At 72.0% G+C, this 15,243-nt stretch carries 16 protein-coding genes; 8 read left to right on the plus strand and 8 right to left on the minus strand.

Annotation, left to right across the window (positions count from 1 at the left end):
* The first annotated feature begins 24 nt into the window (after positions 1-24).
* Positions 25-585 (plus strand): hypothetical protein, encoded by a 561-nt coding sequence (locus ACSHXC_RS08135; protein WP_438290917.1) that lies wholly within the window; start codon positions 25-27, stop codon positions 583-585.
* Between the two features lie 64 nt (positions 586-649).
* On the opposite strand, the gene ACSHXC_RS08140 is transcribed toward ACSHXC_RS08135, so the two are convergent.
* On the minus strand, positions 650-1,141 hold the full coding sequence (locus ACSHXC_RS08140) for a universal stress protein (protein WP_438290918.1): 492 nt from the start codon (positions 1,139-1,141) through the stop codon (positions 650-652).
* Complete coding sequence (locus tag ACSHXC_RS08145; protein WP_386156043.1) at positions 1,138-1,266, minus strand: hypothetical protein; 129 nt, start codon at positions 1,264-1,266, stop codon at positions 1,138-1,140. The genes ACSHXC_RS08140 and ACSHXC_RS08145 overlap by 4 nt, the downstream gene beginning before the upstream one ends.
* Positions 1,267-1,366: 100 nt before the next feature.
* Between ACSHXC_RS08145 and ACSHXC_RS08150 the strand changes: the two genes are divergently transcribed.
* A complete protein-coding gene (locus tag ACSHXC_RS08150; RefSeq protein ID WP_438290919.1) occupies positions 1,367-2,854 on the plus strand; it encodes a PLP-dependent aminotransferase family protein in 1,488 nt (495 codons plus the stop codon).
* Positions 2,855-2,912: 58 nt separating this feature from the next.
* On the opposite strand, the gene ACSHXC_RS08155 is transcribed toward ACSHXC_RS08150, so the two are convergent.
* Positions 2,913-3,230 carry a DUF5955 family protein gene (locus ACSHXC_RS08155; RefSeq protein ID WP_438290920.1) on the minus strand — a complete coding sequence of 106 codons (318 nt, stop codon included), beginning with the start codon at positions 3,228-3,230 and terminating at the stop codon, positions 2,913-2,915.
* A 153-nt stretch (positions 3,231-3,383) separates the two neighbouring features.
* Between ACSHXC_RS08155 and ACSHXC_RS08160 the strand changes: the two genes are divergently transcribed.
* Positions 3,384-3,998 (plus strand): nucleotidyltransferase family protein, encoded by a 615-nt coding sequence (locus ACSHXC_RS08160; RefSeq protein WP_438290921.1) that lies wholly within the window; start codon positions 3,384-3,386, stop codon positions 3,996-3,998.
* A gap of 266 nt (positions 3,999-4,264) precedes the next feature.
* Complete coding sequence (gene aceB / locus ACSHXC_RS08165) at positions 4,265-5,884, plus strand: malate synthase A (protein ID WP_438290922.1); 1,620 nt, start codon at positions 4,265-4,267, stop codon at positions 5,882-5,884.
* Between the two features lie 79 nt (positions 5,885-5,963).
* On the opposite strand, the gene ACSHXC_RS08170 is transcribed toward aceB, so the two are convergent.
* Together ACSHXC_RS08170 and ACSHXC_RS08175 are read right to left on the minus strand one after the other, a co-directional pair.
* Positions 5,964-7,577 carry a YfcC family protein gene (locus ACSHXC_RS08170; protein WP_438290923.1) on the minus strand — a complete coding sequence of 538 codons (1,614 nt, stop codon included), beginning with the start codon at positions 7,575-7,577 and terminating at the stop codon, positions 5,964-5,966.
* On the minus strand, positions 7,574-8,932 hold the full coding sequence (locus ACSHXC_RS08175) for a M20/M25/M40 family metallo-hydrolase (RefSeq protein WP_438290924.1): 1,359 nt from the start codon (positions 8,930-8,932) through the stop codon (positions 7,574-7,576). Before ACSHXC_RS08175 ends, ACSHXC_RS08170 begins: the two co-directional genes overlap by 4 nt.
* Before the next feature lie 157 nt (positions 8,933-9,089).
* Between ACSHXC_RS08175 and ACSHXC_RS08180 the strand changes: the two genes are divergently transcribed.
* Positions 9,090-10,292, plus strand: coding sequence for an FAD-dependent monooxygenase (locus ACSHXC_RS08180; protein ID WP_438290926.1), 1,203 nt, complete (start codon positions 9,090-9,092; stop codon positions 10,290-10,292).
* A 65-nt stretch (positions 10,293-10,357) separates the two neighbouring features.
* On the opposite strand, the gene ACSHXC_RS08185 is transcribed toward ACSHXC_RS08180, so the two are convergent.
* Positions 10,358-11,356, minus strand: coding sequence for a fibronectin type III domain-containing protein (locus ACSHXC_RS08185; RefSeq protein ID WP_438290927.1), 999 nt, complete (start codon positions 11,354-11,356; stop codon positions 10,358-10,360).
* A gap of 215 nt (positions 11,357-11,571) precedes the next feature.
* Between ACSHXC_RS08185 and ACSHXC_RS08190 the strand changes: the two genes are divergently transcribed.
* Complete coding sequence (locus ACSHXC_RS08190) at positions 11,572-12,180, plus strand: TIGR03086 family metal-binding protein (protein ID WP_438290929.1); 609 nt, start codon at positions 11,572-11,574, stop codon at positions 12,178-12,180.
* Between the two features lie 84 nt (positions 12,181-12,264).
* Here ACSHXC_RS08190 and ACSHXC_RS08195 read toward each other — a convergent pair whose 3' ends face one another.
* Together ACSHXC_RS08195 and ACSHXC_RS08200 are read right to left on the minus strand one after the other, a co-directional pair.
* The gene (locus ACSHXC_RS08195) at positions 12,265-13,104 is read right to left on the minus strand and encodes a pentapeptide repeat-containing protein (RefSeq protein ID WP_438290930.1); all 840 of its coding nucleotides are present in this window, start codon (positions 13,102-13,104) and stop codon (positions 12,265-12,267) included.
* 51 nt (positions 13,105-13,155) lie between these two features.
* Positions 13,156-13,512 (minus strand): hypothetical protein, encoded by a 357-nt coding sequence (locus tag ACSHXC_RS08200; RefSeq protein ID WP_438290931.1) that lies wholly within the window; start codon positions 13,510-13,512, stop codon positions 13,156-13,158.
* Between the two features lie 219 nt (positions 13,513-13,731).
* Between ACSHXC_RS08200 and ACSHXC_RS08205 the strand changes: the two genes are divergently transcribed.
* Positions 13,732-14,598 carry a chitosanase gene (locus tag ACSHXC_RS08205; protein WP_438290932.1) on the plus strand — a complete coding sequence of 289 codons (867 nt, stop codon included), beginning with the start codon at positions 13,732-13,734 and terminating at the stop codon, positions 14,596-14,598.
* A 186-nt stretch (positions 14,599-14,784) separates the two neighbouring features.
* Positions 14,785-15,243, plus strand: a complete 459-nt coding sequence (locus tag ACSHXC_RS08210) for an excalibur calcium-binding domain-containing protein (protein ID WP_438290933.1) — start codon at positions 14,785-14,787, stop codon at positions 15,241-15,243.

Consider the following 15,243-nt stretch of genomic DNA (forward strand, 5'->3'; position numbering starts at 1 on the left):
CTACACGAGGGGCTAGGACCGGCCATGACACTGCAGTCACCACAGCCCCCCGAGCAGTCGCGCGAGGCGGCCGAGGCCGGTCTCCGGCTGCTCGCCGGCCTCGGCCGGGTCCGCACCGAGACCCTGCTGCCGGCCGCCCCGGACGAGCTGCGCCTCGCGGACCCGGTGCCGATGTACACCGTCGGCCCCGCGAGCCCGCTGGCCGATGCGGAGCCGGTCGCCTGGCGCTATCTGGTCCGGCACGGCAGCGACGCGGTGGCACTCGCCGAGACCGTACGGGACGCGTCGGGCGAGCACGTCTTCAGCCAGCTGGGCTACGGCCCGTTCGTGGCCGGTACGGCGGCCGCGCTCGATGCCGCGAGCGGTCACCCCGGCGACGCCGAGGTGCGACTGCTGCACATTCCGGCCGTGCACCTGATCGCGGTCTGGCTGCACGCGGAGGCGGCCGACGCCCTGATCCCGGCGGCTCCGGCGCCCCCGGGCACCGAGGCCGGCCGCACCTATCCGGCGGACGAACTGCTCGGCCTGGTCGCGCAGTTGGCGCCGCACACCCTGGCTCCGGACGACGACCGGGGCGGCGGCTGACCGAGGACGGGGACGGTCCGGTGGGGGCCGGGCCGTCCCCCGTACGGCCCGGCCCCGGCTCTGTTCACCCGTGCAGGGCGAAGTCCTCGGCCCGGGCGTGCCGCAGGGCCCGCACCGTGTGCCGGGGAAGGCGGGGCGCCGGCGTCGTCAGGAAGGCGCTCCGCGCGTGCTGCTGTATGTAGCGGCGTACCGGAGCGCGCCGCACGCCCGGCCGCGCGCCGATGACCAGCAGGTCCTCGGGCCGGTCGGCGAGCGCGCACAGCACCCGCCCCGCCTTGCCGCGTACGACGAGTTTCCGCCCGGCCACGTCCTCGGGCAGTCCGCCGAGCGCCTCCTCGACGGCCCGGTCGAGCGTCTCGCGCGCCAGGTCCTCGTGGTACGCGGCCCACGCGCTGTCCGGGTTGCGCGCGTAGAGGATCTCGCCCTCCGGCGGCTCCCACGCGGTCACCGCGACCAGAGCGCGGCCGCCGTTACGGGCCTCGTCGACCGCGGCCCGCAGCGCCGCGAGGCTGCCCAGCGAACCGCTGACGCCCACGACCACCCGCCCCCCGGTCACTTCGCGCGCCCCTTGCGCAGCCGCAGCCCGCGGAACCGGACGAGCGAGATCCCTCTGGGGCCTTCCTCGCGACGCCGCTGCATCTCCCGCTCGAACCGGTCCGTGACCGCCACATCGCGTTCCATGACAACTCACCCTCCTCGGCCATCCAGGCCAATGCGCTGACAAGGCTGGAGTCTGTACGCTGATTGGCCTGGACGGCAGGGCCAATTCATGGAGGTTGGTATGGCAGGCATGCGGGTGGTCCGGTCCGTGGACACCGTCAGCAGTACCGCGCGCACGCTCGGCAGCCGTCAGCTCTCCGCCCAGGTCACCGCCATCACGGGCCCGCACCCCGGCTACCGCGCCCTCGCCCAGGGCGTGCGCACCCTGCTGCTCGACGGCCGCATCCCGCTGCACACGCGGCTGCCCGCCGAGCGCGAGCTGGCCACCGCCCTGGAGGTCAGCCGGGCCACCATCACGGCCGCGTACGACCTCCTTCGCGAGGGCGGGTACGCGCTGAGCCGGCGCGGCTCGGGCACCTGGACCGAGCTGCCCGAGGGCGCGGCCCCGGCCAATGTGGCCCGGTACCAGGCGCCGGACGGCGTCATCGACCTGGCGATGGCCGCGCCGTGCGCCCCGGCCGCCGAGCTGGCCGCCGCCTTCGAACTGGCCGGGCCCGAATTGGCCTGCCACGCCGCCACCAACGGCTACCACCCGCTCGGCCTGCCCGAGTTGCGGGCCGCCGTCGCCGAGCGCTACACCCGGCGCGGGCTGCCCACCCTGCCCGAGCAGATCCTGATCACCACCGGCGCCCAGTCCGCGGTGTCCCTGGTGGTGAATCTCCTCGGCCGCCCCGGCGACCGGGCCCTGATCGAGAGCCCCTCCTACCCCAACGCCCTGGACGCGGTGCGCCACACCGGGCTGCGGATCACTCCCGTACCGGTGACCGAGGACGGCTGGGACAGCGAGCTCCTCGAATGCACCCTGCGCCAGACCGCGCCCCGGCTCGCCTACCTCATCCCGGACTTCCAGAATCCGACCGGCGCGCTGATGAGCGCCGAGCAGCGGACCCGGGTCCTTCGCGCGGCCCGGGCTACGGGCACCTGGCTGCTCATCGACGAGACCATGGCCGAGATGTCCCTGGAGGGACCGGCCCCGGCGCCGTTCGTGTCACTGGCCCACCAGGGCGAGTCCGAGCAGATCGTCACGGTCGGCTCACTCAGCAAGACCCACTGGGGCGGGCTGCGGATCGGCTGGGTGCGGGCGGGCTCCCGGCTCGTCAACGAGCTGGCCGCGCTGCGCATCCATGTGGATCTGGCGCCCTCGCTCATCGACCAGGTGCTCGCCAAGACGCTGCTGCCCGGCATGGACGACGTGCTGGCCAGGCGGCTGCCCGAGCTGCGCGAGCGGCGCGACGCGCTGGCCGAGTCGCTGACCCGTCATCTCCCGGAGTGGCGCTGGCAGTTGCCGGTCGGCGGGCTCAGCCTCTGGGTCGACCTCGGCCGCCCGATCGCGGGTGCGCTGGCCCAGGCGGCCCTGGACCACGGCGTGAACATCCAGCCGGGTTCACGCTTCGCCGCCGACCCCGGCACGCACGAACACCGTCTGCGCATTCCCTTCGTGCACGAGCCGGAGCGGACGGACGAGGCGGTCCGCCGGCTTGCCGCGGCCCTGGACGCGGGCCTGCCCGCCGTTACCGGCGAGCAGAACCGGCCGCACTGGGTGGCGTGAACCCGGCCTGAATTTGGGGGAGTTCGGACCGGGCCGCCACAGGCAGACCTCCAGATGCTCAGTACTGGCCCGGCGGCTCGCCGAACAACTCGACCGCTTTCCGTACATCGGTGACCGCGCCCGCCAGCGCGCTGACCGAGCCGATCGAGCCGGCGATCAGCAGCAGCGAGCGGCGAAGGCGCGGCACCTCCGGGACGCCGCTGACGGCCATCGCGTCGAGCGCCGCCAGCTCGTCCTCGGCCACGGCCCGGTCCGGAAACTCCGCCGGATGACCGGCCAGCTCCCGGCGCAGCCGGGACACGGCCGCCCGCAACTCGCTCACTCTGGGGTCCTCACCACTGCCGGCCACGGCCCTCTGCTCCACGCTTCGCAACAAAAGCCCTCCCCCACGCACGTCCTTGTGCAGGTGTCAAAAACCCGTGCAGCGAAGGTCAACTGCCAGGATTCGCGGGCCAGTTAACGCCATCCGGTGTGTCGTGCGCCACTGCGCGGACGGAATTCGACAGAAGCATTAGGTATATGTGGGGGCATGACGCAACCACCGACAAATGCGGCACGGGTCACGGGGCTGCTGCTCGCGGCGGGCGGCGGCCGGCGGCTCGGCGGCCGCCCCAAGGCCCTGCTCCCGCACCGCGGCCGCCCGCTCGTCGAGAACGCGGTCCGGGTCCTGCGCGAGGGCGGCTGCCGCACGGTGTACGTGGTGCTCGGCGCCGCGGCCGAGGAGGTACGGGCCCGCGCAGACCTGGCGGGCTGTGTGCTCGTCGACAATCCGGACTGGGCGGAGGGCATGGGCTCCTCGCTCCGGGCAGGACTGGAGGCGCTGACCGCATCGGACGAGGCATCGGAGGCCGCCCTGGTCTCGCTCGTCGACCAGCCCGGCATCGGCCCCGAAGCGGTGGCCCGCGTGCTCGCCGCCCACCGTTCGGGCGATTCCCTGGCGGCGGCTTCGTACGACGGAAATCGGGGCCATCCGGTGCTGTTCGGCGCGGACCGCTGGGCGGACATCGCGGCGAGCGCCACGGGAGACCGGGGCGCGCGCGCCTATCTGAAGGCCCACGAGGCGGAGATCGCGCTCGTCGAGTGCGGGGACATCGCGGAGCCGTACGACATCGACACGGAGGCGGACCTCGGCCGCCTCCAGTAGACCTGGAGTACACGGAGTGCACGGGAAGACAGCCGGGACAGCGTGGAGTGAACGGGGTGGCACCCAGCGCCATGGTCTGTCGACCCGGAGAATCTCGACATCAACAAACCATTGAACTTCCACTATGAGGAAACTAGTATCCACTGTTCAGAAGCGCCCGTCAGATCAACCGGCGCCCGCAGTCGTACCTCGGAGCCCTGGCACTGAGTGCCATTTATGGCGACCCGGCGGCCGTCAGGGCACCGCCCGCGAAGGAGTGACAGCTCATGTCCGCACCAGCGCCGTCCCCGCTGGCCATCGTCGATGCCGAGCCCCTGCCCCGGCAGGACGAGGTACTCACCGACGCGGCCCTCGCCTTCGTGGCCGAGCTGCACCGGAACTTCACGGCCCGCCGTGACGAGCTCCTCACCCGCCGCCAGGACCGTCGCGCCGAGATCGCCCGCACCTCCACGCTGGACTTCCGCCCCGAGACCGCCGGGATCCGCGCGGCCGACTGGAAGGTCGCGCCGGCCCCGGCCGCGCTGAACGACCGCCGTGTGGAGATCACCGGTCCGACCGACCGCAAGATGACCATCAACGCCCTGAACTCGGGCGCGAAGGTCTGGCTCGCCGACTTCGAGGACGCCTCGGCCCCCACCTGGGAGAACGTCGTCCTCGGCCAGCTCAACCTGATCGACGCGTACGAGCGTCGCATCGACTTCACCGACGCCAGGTCCGGCAAGTCGTACGCCCTCAAGGACGCCGACCAGCTCGCGACCGTGGTCATGCGCCCGCGCGGCTGGCACCTGGAGGAGCGCCACCTCCAGTTCGACGGCCGCCCGGTCCCCGGCGCGCTCGTCGACTTCGGCCTGTACTTCTTCCACAACGCGCAGCGCCTGATCGACCTCGGCAAGGGCCCGTACTTCTACCTCCCGAAGACGGAGTCGTACCTGGAGGCCCGCCTCTGGAACGACATCTTCGTCTTCGCGCAGGACTACGTGGGCATCCCGCAGGGCACCGTCCGTGCCACCGTCCTGATCGAGACGATCACGGCCGCGTACGAGATGGAAGAGATCCTCTTCGAGCTCAAGGACCACGCGGCCGGCCTGAACGCGGGCCGCTGGGACTACCTCTTCTCCATCGTGAAGAACTTCCGGGACGGCGGCGCGAAGTTCGTCCTTCCGGACCGCAACGCGGTGACGATGACGGCCCCCTTCATGCGCGCGTACACCGAGCTCCTGGTGCGCACCTGCCACAAGCGCGGCGCCCACGCGATCGGCGGCATGGCCGCGTTCATCCCCTCGCGCCGGGACGCCGAGGTGAACAAGGTCGCCTTCGAGAAGGTCAAGGCCGACAAGGACCGCGAGGCGGGCGACGGCTTCGACGGCTCGTGGGTGGCCCACCCCGACCTGGTCCCGATCGCGATGGCCTCCTTCGACGCGGTCCTCGGCGACAAGCCGAACCAGAAGGACCGGCTGCGCGAGGACGTCTCGGTGGCCCCGGGCGACCTGATCGCCATCGACTCTCTCGACGCCAGGCCCACGTACGCGGGCCTGGTCTCCGCCGTCCAGGTCGGCACCCGCTACATCGAGGCGTGGCTGCGCGGCCTCGGCGCGGTCGCGATCTTCAACCTGATGGAGGACGCGGCCACCGCCGAGATCTCGCGCTCGCAGATCTGGCAGTGGATCAATGCGGGGGTGGTCTTCGAGAACGGCGAGAAGGCCACGGCTGAGCTCGCCCGCAAGGTCGCGGCCGAGGAGCTCGCGGCGATCCGCGCCGAGATCGGCGAGGAGGCCTTCGCGGCCGGCAAGTGGCAGCAGGCCCACGACCTCCTCCTGAAGGTCTCCCTGGACGCCGACTACGCCGACTTCCTGACCCTCCCGGCGTACGACCAACTGGTCGGCTAGCCCCAGCAGTTGTCCCCTGGCTCCGCCCCCGGTACCGCACAGCACCGGGGGCGGAGCCATTGCCAGGTGAACGCCGCTGCTAGGTGAATGCCGCGCCCACCGCCACGAACGCGCAGATCAGCACGAACAGGATGCCGAGCAGCGGCGCCACGAAGCGGAGGTACTTGTTGTAGCCGACCTTCGCCAGGGCCACGCCGCCGATCGTGACGGCGGTCGTCGGGACCCACAGGTTCATCCAGCCGCTCGCCGCCTGCCAGGCCGTCACCACCACCGCGCGGGAGACGCCCGCGAAGTCGGCCAGCGGGGCCAGGATCGGCATCGCGAGGGTGGCGTGGCCCGAGGTCGAGGGGATCAGGAAGGCCAGGGGGAGGTTCACCACGAAGACGATCACCGCGAACAGGGCGGACGGGGCGCCCTTCACGACGCCCTCGATCGAGTGCAGCACCGTGTCCGTGATCTGCGAGTTGTTCATGATCACCGTCACGCCCCGGGCGAGCACGATGACCAGCGCCGGGGAGATGAAGTCGGCCGCGCCCTGGATGACGGTCGCGCTCAGTCCGGCCTCGCCGAGGCGTGCCGCGACGCCCACCAGGACCGCCGCCACCAGGAACAGCGCCGCCAACTGCGGGAAGGACCAGCCCAGTTCCCAGCCGTACGGGGTGGCGTCGGCCTTGCCCGTCAGGGCGCTGGACCACGGCACCACCGAGAAGATCATGAAGGCGAAGACGAGGGCGAGGAGGGTCAGCACCGCTTTGTGGGTTCGGGTCAGCTCCGGGGGCTCGGCCCCGTCAGACGCCTCGGTCCCCCCGTCCGCCGGGCGCACCTCCGCCTCCCGGTGTTCCAGGTCTCCCGGCAGGAAACCCGTCAGGGATTTCGACGGGTCGCGCTGGACGCGCCGCCCGTAGCGGACCACGTACAGGATCGACACCGCCGTCAGGACCGCCCACATCACGAAGCGCAGGACGATGCCGTCGCCCAGGGAGATTCCGGCGGCCGAGGAGGCGACGCCCGTCGCGAAGGGGTTGACCGTCGAGCACAGCACGCCGATGCCCGCGCCCACGATGATCGTGCCGGTCGCGACCAGGCGGTCGTAGCCGAGCGCCAGCATCAGCGGCACGATCAGGCCGTAGAAGCCGAGGGTCTCCTCGGCGAAGCCCTCGACCGTGCCGAGGACGGAGAACACCGTCATCACGCCCGCGATCAGCAGCGCGCCGCGCTCGCGGAGGCGGTGGGCGAGGAGGCCGATGCCGCGGTCGAGGGCGCCGGTCGCGAAGACCACCGTGATGAACGCGCCGATGGCGAGCACGAAGAGGAACACCCCGGCGCTGCCGTACAGTTCGCCGGCCATCGAGGGGCCGACCCGGCCGGACTTGGCGTCCTGGATGCCGTACAGGCCGTTGACCGGCGAGAGGAAGAGATCGTTCAGGCGGTCCACGAAGCTCTGGCCGTTGTCGACCCGGTGGTAGGTGCCCTCGACGGGCGCCCCGTCGGCGTTGCGGTCGTACGCGCCGGACGGGATGACGAACGCCAGGGTCCACACGGCCACCGTGACGATCGCGAGGATCGTCAACGCGCTCGGGAAGCGGAATCCCCCGGTCTTGGACGGTGCCGGATCCTCGAACGGCGGCTCCGGTGGCGGTACTTGGGGTGGTGGCACGTGGGGCTGCCGTCCAGCCGGCGGCCCCGCTGTCATGACGCGCCCCCGAACCCCGCCGCGTACTCCCGCAGGAACGCCGCCTCCGCGATCACCGCGCCGCGCAGCTCGGAGAAGAGGACGCGTTCGTTCGGGGCGTGCAGCGCGCACATGCTGTCCTGCGCGCCGAAGAGCAGCACCTCCGCGCCGGGCGCCGCCTTGGCGAGGCCGTTGACCAGGGGGATCGAGCCGCCGCTCGCCGCGAAGGCGGGCTCCGCGCCCCAGCCCTCGCGCAGCGCGGCGAGCGCGGCGCGATAGGCCGGGCCGCCGGTCGCGGGCTCGAAGCCGGGGCCGGCGTCGCCCGGGGTGACGGTGAGCGGAATTCCGAACGGCCGCAGTGCCTCCAAATGGGCGACGAGCGCGCCCTGCGCCTCCTTCGGATCCTGCTGCGGATGGAAGCGGAGGTTCAGCTTGGCCCGGGCGTACGGCACGAGCGCGGACGCGGCGTGGTCCACGCTCGGGGCGTCGATGCCGATGACGGTGACGGCGGGCCCGCTCCACAGGCGCTCGCCCAGGCTGCCGGTGCCGATGAGCGGCACCCCGTCGCGCACGGCCGCGAGGTCGCGGAACTCCTCGTCGGTGTAGGAGGTGCCGGACCACGCCTCGCGGCGCAGGCCGGCGACGGCCACGTTGCCGTCGGCGTCGTGGAGGGTGGCGAGCGCGTGCAGCAGGACCAGCAGGGCGTCGGGGGCGGCGCCGCCGAACTCTCCGCTGTGCCGCGCCTCGGCCAGTGTGCGCACCTCGACGACCACCTCGCTCGCGCCGCGCAGGCCGGTGGTGAGGGTGGGTGAGCCGGGGCGGATGTTGCCCAGGTCGGCGACGATCACGGCGTCGCAGGCGAACCGCTCGGGGTCCGTGGGCGGGTAGTCGTCGAAGGGGCTGCCGTACTCCTCCTGGCCCTCGATCACGATCTTGATGCCGGTCGGCGGACGGCCGCCGTACGCCCGCAGCACGCCCAGGTGGACGATGATGTTGGACTTGTCGTCCGCGATGCCGCGGGCCCGCAGCCCGCCCTCGATGGGGGTCGGCTCGAACGGCGGCGAGCGCCACAGGGACTCGTCGCCGGGCGGCTGGACGTCGTAGTGGCCGTAGAGCAGCACCGTTGGAGCGTCCGGGGTGGGCGGGGGGATCTCGGCGTAGACGACGGGCGCCGTGTCCGGCAGGTCGAGTTGCTCGATGTGCTCGACTCCGGCGCCCCGCAGCAGCTCCACCACCAGGTCGTGCGCCTGGCGCACCGGTTCGGGAGGGAAGCCGGGGAAGGCGATCGAGGGGATGCGGGCCAGCCGTTCCAGATCTGCCCGCAGCCCGTCCATCAGTGCGTCGACCGTCGATCGCAGGTCCTGGTCCGCGTTCATGGGCTCAATGGACCATGCGGGGCACGGCGCCGCATCCCGTGATCACCCGAGCCCCCTCCTGCGCTTGCCACCGGTTGCTGCGACAATCCCGCGGGGGCGTCCGCCGGGCCGGGGAGGCACGGCACCCTGTCTGACGAGGACTGCGAGGGCGTTGGGGATGCGTGGAGGGCGAGTTGCCATTGTGGGCGGGAGCGTCGCGGGGTGTGCCGCGGCACTGGCCGCGCACCGCGGTGGCGCCGAGGGGATCACGGTGTACGAGCGGGCCGCAGGGCAGCTGGCCGACCGCGGGGTGGGGCTCGCGATGCACAACGACCGCTATGCCGAACTGGAGGCCGCCGGGTACGTGGACACGGCGATGCCCTGGATCCAACTGGTCAGGCGCTGCTGGTACGTTCGCGACGGCGATGCCCCGCTGGGCCGCCGTGTCGGGATCCTGCCCTTCCCGTTCCGCACGTACAACTGGGGCCCGCTCTGGCGCGAACTGCGGGCGCGGGTGCCGGAGTCGGTGGAGTTCCGCGCGGGCACCTCGGTCGAGCGTCTCGAAGTGGCCGCGGACGCCGCCGAGTTGAGCACGGCCGACGGACGGTCCGAACGGTTCGACTTCGTCATCGGCGCCGACGGCTACCGCTCGGTGGTCCGCACCGCCGCGTACCCCGAGGTGCGCCCGGAGTACGCGGGCTATCTCGCCTGGCGGGGCGCCTTCCCCGTCGAGCGGCTGCCCGACCCCGGACTCTGGCCGGTGGAGGACTGCGTGTACGCCGTCTTCCCGGGCGGGCACGCGATCATCTACCGCATCCCGGACGGCCGGGGCGGCCACCGCGTCAACTGGGTGCTGTACGCGGCGCCGCCGGACGGCCACGGACTGCCCCTCGACTCCCCCACCAGCCTGCCGCCCGGCACCCTCACCGACGCGCTGCGCGCCTGCGCCCTGGAGATCGCGGACACTCGACTCGCGCCGTACTGGGGCCAGTTGATGCATCTGACGGCACCCGAGGAACTCTTCATCCAGCCGATGTACGACTTCACCGCACCCCGGTACGCGGTCGGCCGGCTCGCCCTGGCCGGGGACGCCGCGACGGTGGCCAGGCCGCACACCGGCGGGGGCGCGGTGAAGGCGCTCCAGGACGCGACCGCCCTGGGGGCCGCGCTGGCCTCGGCCACTAGCTGGCCGGAGGCGCTTGCCGCGTACGACACCAGGCGGTCCGCGGTCGGCCGCAGCATGGTCGACCTCGGCCGACGCCTGGGCCTCGGACTCGTACAGGAGAGCCCCGACTGGAGCGCGATGGACCAGAGCGGCCTGGAGAAGTGGTGGCAACAGGCGGACGGCTCCAGCGCGTTCGGCGGCCGGAAGCTCTCCTGACAGACCATCAGGGCACGACCACGATCGACCGGCCTCTCGGGTGACGACCGCGCTCGACCGGCACGTCAGGGCACGACCACGGTCGGCTGCGCCGAGAAGTCGCCCCACTTCCCGTCCGCGAGCCTCGCGCGGATCTTCACGCTGTAGCGGGTGCCGGGCGGGTCGGGGACGGTGAAGGTGTACGAGGTGAGACCGCCCGGCGCCGGGATGCCGGGCACGATCGTGGTGGTCGGGGCGCCGTTGAGGAAGAGCTGGTAGGCCCCGATCCCGCCTCCGGTGCGCGGCGGAACCCAGTGCAGGGTGATGTCCGTTCCGCCGCCGGACGTGGCCCGTGCGGTGCTCGCGCGCAGCCCGGTGGGCGCGGTGCTCGGGGGCGCGCCGGGGGCGGCGGCCGTGGTGACGTCGACGGCGTTGCTGTCCGGCGAGGCGTTGTCGGCGGCGTCCCGGGCACGCACGGTGAAGGTGTAGACGGTGCCGGGCCGCAGCCCGGTCAGCCGCGCCGTGGTCAGGGTGCCGCCGACGCTGTGGATGCGGGCGCCCTCCTGGTAGACGTCGTACGCCGTCACGCCGACGTCGTCCGAGGCGTGGACCCAGGTCAGGATGGCCGTGCCGGTGCCGTCCGCGCGGCCCGCGAGGTGCGCCGGAGCGGTGGGCGGGCGCTTGTCGTCCGGGGTCGCGGCCGGGGTGGTGACGGCGGCGGGCACGCTGGGGGACGACAGGTTCCCGGCGGCGTCCCGGGCACGGACGGTGAAGCGGTACGCGGTCGAGGCGGCGAGCCCGTCGACGTCGGTCATGCTCCGGTCGGCCGGGACCCGCTTGACCACGGCCCCGTCGCGCAGGACCTCGTACCCTGCGACCGCCTTGTTGTCGGTCGACGGCTGCCACATCACGTGTACGGACGTGGCGCTGCTCGCCTGCGCGGTGACCGCGCCCGGCACGGACGGGCCCTGCCGGTCCTTGTCGTCCCCCACCCCGCACGCGGTGAGCAGCAGCGGCAGGGCGACGAGCAGGCCGACGGCTCCCCCGGTCCGGCGGCCGGCTCGGCGGCTGGTTCGGCTGCGCACGGCGGGGCCTCCCGTCCCACGGAAAAGGTCCAGACCTGTATGACATGGTGGGCGCGGGCACGGCAAGGGGCTGCGCATCAACTCCCTCTGATTTCAACGCTGTTGAGACCGTCCGAGCCCTTCACCGAAGCAGGGCGACACCCAGGCCATGCCCCCCGAACAGATTCATGGCGCAACCGGCGATGAGTTCTCGTTCCCCGGACCGTCTCCCTTTCATGAGCAGCGAAACGAACGCCCAAGCATCCCTCCCGGACCTCGGCCCCGCGGCGGCCGAGCTGACGCGCCTGCTCGAAGGCGTACGCGACGATCAACTGGAGAGCCCGACGCCCTGTCCCGCGTACGCGCTGCGGGATCTTCTCTCGCACATCGCGGGCCTCAGCGTCGCCTTCCAGGATGCCGCGCACAAGGAATTCGGCCCCTCGACCAGCACCGCCCCCGGCAGCGTGCCACCGCCCGAGCTGCCCGCGGACTGGCGCACGTCCATGCCGGAGAGCCTCGCCGCCATGGCCGCCGCCTGGCGGGACCCAGCGGCCTGGGAGGGCGACACACGGGCGGGCGGCGGCACCTTCCCCGCGGCGGCCGTGGGCCGCATCGCCCTCGACGAGCTGGTGGTGCACGGCTGGGACGTGGCGCGGGCCACCGGCCAGCCGTACCGGCCCGCCCCGGCCGACCTGGTGGTCTCCTACGAGCTCCTCGCCCCGTCGAAGGACGACCCGGCCGCGCGCGGCACGGCATTCGGCCCGGCCGTCGACGTACCCGCCGAGGCGCCGATGCTGGACCGCCTGATCGGCGTGAGCGGGCGGGATCCGGGCTGGGGGCGCTGAAACGCTCTGCTGGGTGCGCACCATTCGGCTGCGGGCCGCCAGTGGCCGGTCGCGCGGTTCCCCGCGCCCCTCAGGGTGCTGTCCTTACCAGTGCGTCGGCCTCACCAGTGACGGCGGAAGCTTGGTGGTCGCGTCACCCTTCGCCGCGTTCAGCTGGGCCTGGGTGAGGAAGAACGCCTCGGTCAGGTCGGCGCCGGAAAGCCGCGCGTCGCGGAAGTCCGCGCCGATCAGGTCGGCCATCCGCAGGTCGGCGCCGCGCAGGTCCGCGGCAATCAGGAAGGCGCCCCGCAGGTTCGCGCCGCGCAGGTCGGCACCCTTCAGCTTGGCGCCCATGAGGTCGGCGCCGCGGCGGTCCTTCTTCTTGCCCTTGAAGTCGGCCCTGACCAGCTCGCTCGCCTTGAGGAGCAGCTTGTTGACCTTGTCGCGGTGGGCGGGAACGTCCAGGTCGGCGAGGGCCTCGGGGGCCAGCGCCGTGAACGCCTCGGTCTCCTCCAGAGCGGCGCGCAGCTCGGCGTGGACGGGCCGCGCCTTGGGCAGGGCGAGCGCTTCGGTGACGTACCAGAGCAGCTCGTGGAGCTGGCGCATCACCGGGAAGGCCTCGAACATCGAGGCGGCGGTCTCCGGAGCCGTACGCCAGTCGCGGCCCCCGAAGGTCCCCTGTGAGACCTTCTGGCCGGCGCCGAAGCAGTCGTACACCGTGCAGCCCTGGAAGCCGCGCCCGCGCAGGTCGCGGTGGATTCCGCAGCGGAAGTCCTGCTGGAGGTTGGGGCAGGGCTTCCCGGCCGGCTTGTTGATCGCGAAGTCGGCGGACGCCGCGTAGGCGAGGGCGACACAGCACAGGCCGAAGCAGTTGCCGCAGTCGGAGACGAGGGTGAGGCGGGTCGCTCCCGGCGCCGGGACGGCTGCCTCGTGCTTCTCGGACAACGTGCGGGACTCCTTCTGGCTGGTCTTCTGACGTGCGGCAACGGCGGCCCGTCAGTTTAGCCCGGCCTCCGCGACCGGCACCTTGAGCTGGTTGAAGCCGTAGTACACGGCGAGCAGGCCGTGCGCGGCCAGGGTCAGCGGGGCCGAGACGAAGGCGAGGGCCACCGTCGCCGGGTAGGCGAGCGAGCCGATGGCGAATCGGGCGCGGGTGGCGCGGGCGGCCGTGTTGTCGACCCGGTCGTCGAAGAGGTGGCCCGTACGGGTCAAGTGCCACCACAGGGCTTGGTAGTTGAGGGCCATCACGACCATCAGGCCGCTGTAGACGACGGCCGCGACATGCGAGGCGCCGGGCTCCCGCAGGTACTCCGCCATCAGCGCGGCCGGCCGGGGAATGGCGACCACCGTCATCAGGAGCAGCAGGTTGAGGAGGGCCGTCGCCCAGCGGGTTGATCTTCTCCGCGTCGCCGTCGAACGCGAAGAGCAGCAGGTCGGCCATGGTGAAGGTTGACCCGGACGTCCGGCCACTTCAACTTCCTTGTGTCGCAGGGGTGTACGGCCGCTTCGCGGCAATGGTAGGAAAGTTTCCTAACAGAACACCGGAGCGACGAACTCCTCATGGAGGTCCAGGTGCACACCCCCCACCGCAAGACCACCGCACGTCGTACCAAGATCGCCGTACGCGCCCTGCTCGGCACCGCTCTCCTCGCGGTTCCGGTCACGGCGTATGCCGCCGAGAATCCGGCCGCCACCACAGCGGACAATGCGACGGTGAACAACGCCGCCGCGACCGGGCTCGACGACCCGGCGAAGAAAGACATAGCCATGCAGCTCGTCTCCAGCGCGGAGAACTCCTCGCTGAACTGGAAGGCGCAGTACAAGTACATCGAGGACATCAAGGACGGGCGCGGTTACACCGCCGGCATCATCGGATTCTGTTCCGGTACCGGCGACATGCTCGACCTGGTCAAGCTCTACACCGCCCGCAATCCCGGCAACGTCCTCGCGAAATACCTGCCGGCCCTGGAGAAGGTCAACGGGACCGACTCGCACAAGGGGCTCGACCCGAACTTCACCAAGGACTGGAAGACCGCCGCGTCCGAGACGGCCTTCAAGGACGCCCAGAACGACGAGCGCGACCGGGTCTACTTCGACCCGGCCGTCAAGCAGGGCAAGTCCGACGGAGTCGGCACGCTCGGGCAGTTCATCTACTACGACGCCATCGTGATGCACGGCGACGGCAGCGACCCGACCAGCTTCAGCTCCATCCGCAAGAAGGCACTCGCCAAGGCGAAGCCCCCGTCGCAGGGCGGCAACGAGACGACGTACCTCAACGCGTTCCTGGACGCCCGGGTCTGGGCTATGAAGCAGGAGGAGGCGCACAGCGACACCAGCCGCGTCGACACCGAGCAGCGGGTCTTCCTGAAGAAGGGCAATCTGAACCTGGACACCCCGCTCGATTGGAAGGTGTACGGCGACCCGTACCACATCGGCTGACGGCCCCCGCGGGAACGGCGGGTACGGCAGCGGAGGGCTGCCGTACCCGCCTTTTCGTGCGTTCTCCGACCGTACGGCGGCTGAATTCGGCCGAGTTGACCGAACTTGCTTTACGTAACCTTTGCGGCCCGTATTCTCTCTTCACCAGATCATTACAAGCACCCGATCGTCCGAAAGAGCCGCCGCATGCGCATATCAAGGCCAGCCGTCCGCACTCTGCTCATTTCCGGCCTGCTCGGTGCGCTCGCCTTCACCACGACCGGCTGCCAGGACGACACCGTCAAGCCCGCGGCCAGCAGCCCGGCCGCCGCTCCTTCGGCGTCCGCTTCCCCGACGCCGTCGGCCAGCCCGAGTCCGAGCCCGAGCGCCACGCCGTCCTCGACGCCCCCCGCCCCGACGCCCCCGGCCCCCAAGGCTCCGCCGAAGCCCAAGACGAACGGCCCAAGCCTGCCGCCCCCGATGAACGACGGCGGGGGCAATGGCGGAGGGGACAGCGGCGGTAGCGGCAAGGGCGGCGGAGGCAGCGTCTACTACAAGAACTGCGCCGCCGTCCGCGCCGCCGGAGCCGCTCCGCTCCACCGCGGCGACCCCGGCTACGCCGCCCACCTGGACCGGGACGGCGACGGCATCGCCTGCGAGAAGTAG

Origin of the sequence: Streptomyces sp. HUAS TT7, from assembly GCF_051550175.1 — a bacterium.
Taxonomy (GTDB): Bacteria; Actinomycetota; Actinomycetes; order Streptomycetales; family Streptomycetaceae; genus Streptomyces.

Bases quoted from the DNA above. Each gene is read 5' to 3' on its own strand.
- ACSHXC_RS08210 (WP_438290933.1), top strand. From the start codon at position 14,785: ATGCGCATATCAAGGCCAGCCGTCCGCACTCTGCTCATTTCCGGCCTG.
- ACSHXC_RS08190 (WP_438290929.1), top strand. From the start codon at position 11,572: ATGAGCAGCGAAACGAACGCCCAAGCATCCCTCCCGGACCTCGGCCCC.
- ACSHXC_RS08135 (WP_438290917.1), top strand. From the start codon at position 25: ATGACACTGCAGTCACCACAGCCCCCCGAGCAGTCGCGCGAGGCGGCC.
- ACSHXC_RS08145 (WP_386156043.1), bottom strand. From the start codon at position 1,266: ATGGAACGCGATGTGGCGGTCACGGACCGGTTCGAGCGGGAGATGCAG.
- aceB (WP_438290922.1), top strand. From the start codon at position 4,265: ATGTCCGCACCAGCGCCGTCCCCGCTGGCCATCGTCGATGCCGAGCCC.
- ACSHXC_RS08170 (WP_438290923.1), bottom strand. From the start codon at position 7,577: ATGACAGCGGGGCCGCCGGCTGGACGGCAGCCCCACGTGCCACCACCC.
- ACSHXC_RS08160 (WP_438290921.1), top strand. From the start codon at position 3,384: ATGACGCAACCACCGACAAATGCGGCACGGGTCACGGGGCTGCTGCTC.
- ACSHXC_RS08180 (WP_438290926.1), top strand. From the start codon at position 9,090: ATGCGTGGAGGGCGAGTTGCCATTGTGGGCGGGAGCGTCGCGGGGTGT.
- ACSHXC_RS08175 (WP_438290924.1), bottom strand. From the start codon at position 8,932: ATGAACGCGGACCAGGACCTGCGATCGACGGTCGACGCACTGATGGAC.
- ACSHXC_RS08200 (WP_438290931.1), bottom strand. From the start codon at position 13,512: ATGACGGTGGTCGCCATTCCCCGGCCGGCCGCGCTGATGGCGGAGTAC.
- ACSHXC_RS08150 (WP_438290919.1), top strand. From the start codon at position 1,367: ATGGCAGGCATGCGGGTGGTCCGGTCCGTGGACACCGTCAGCAGTACC.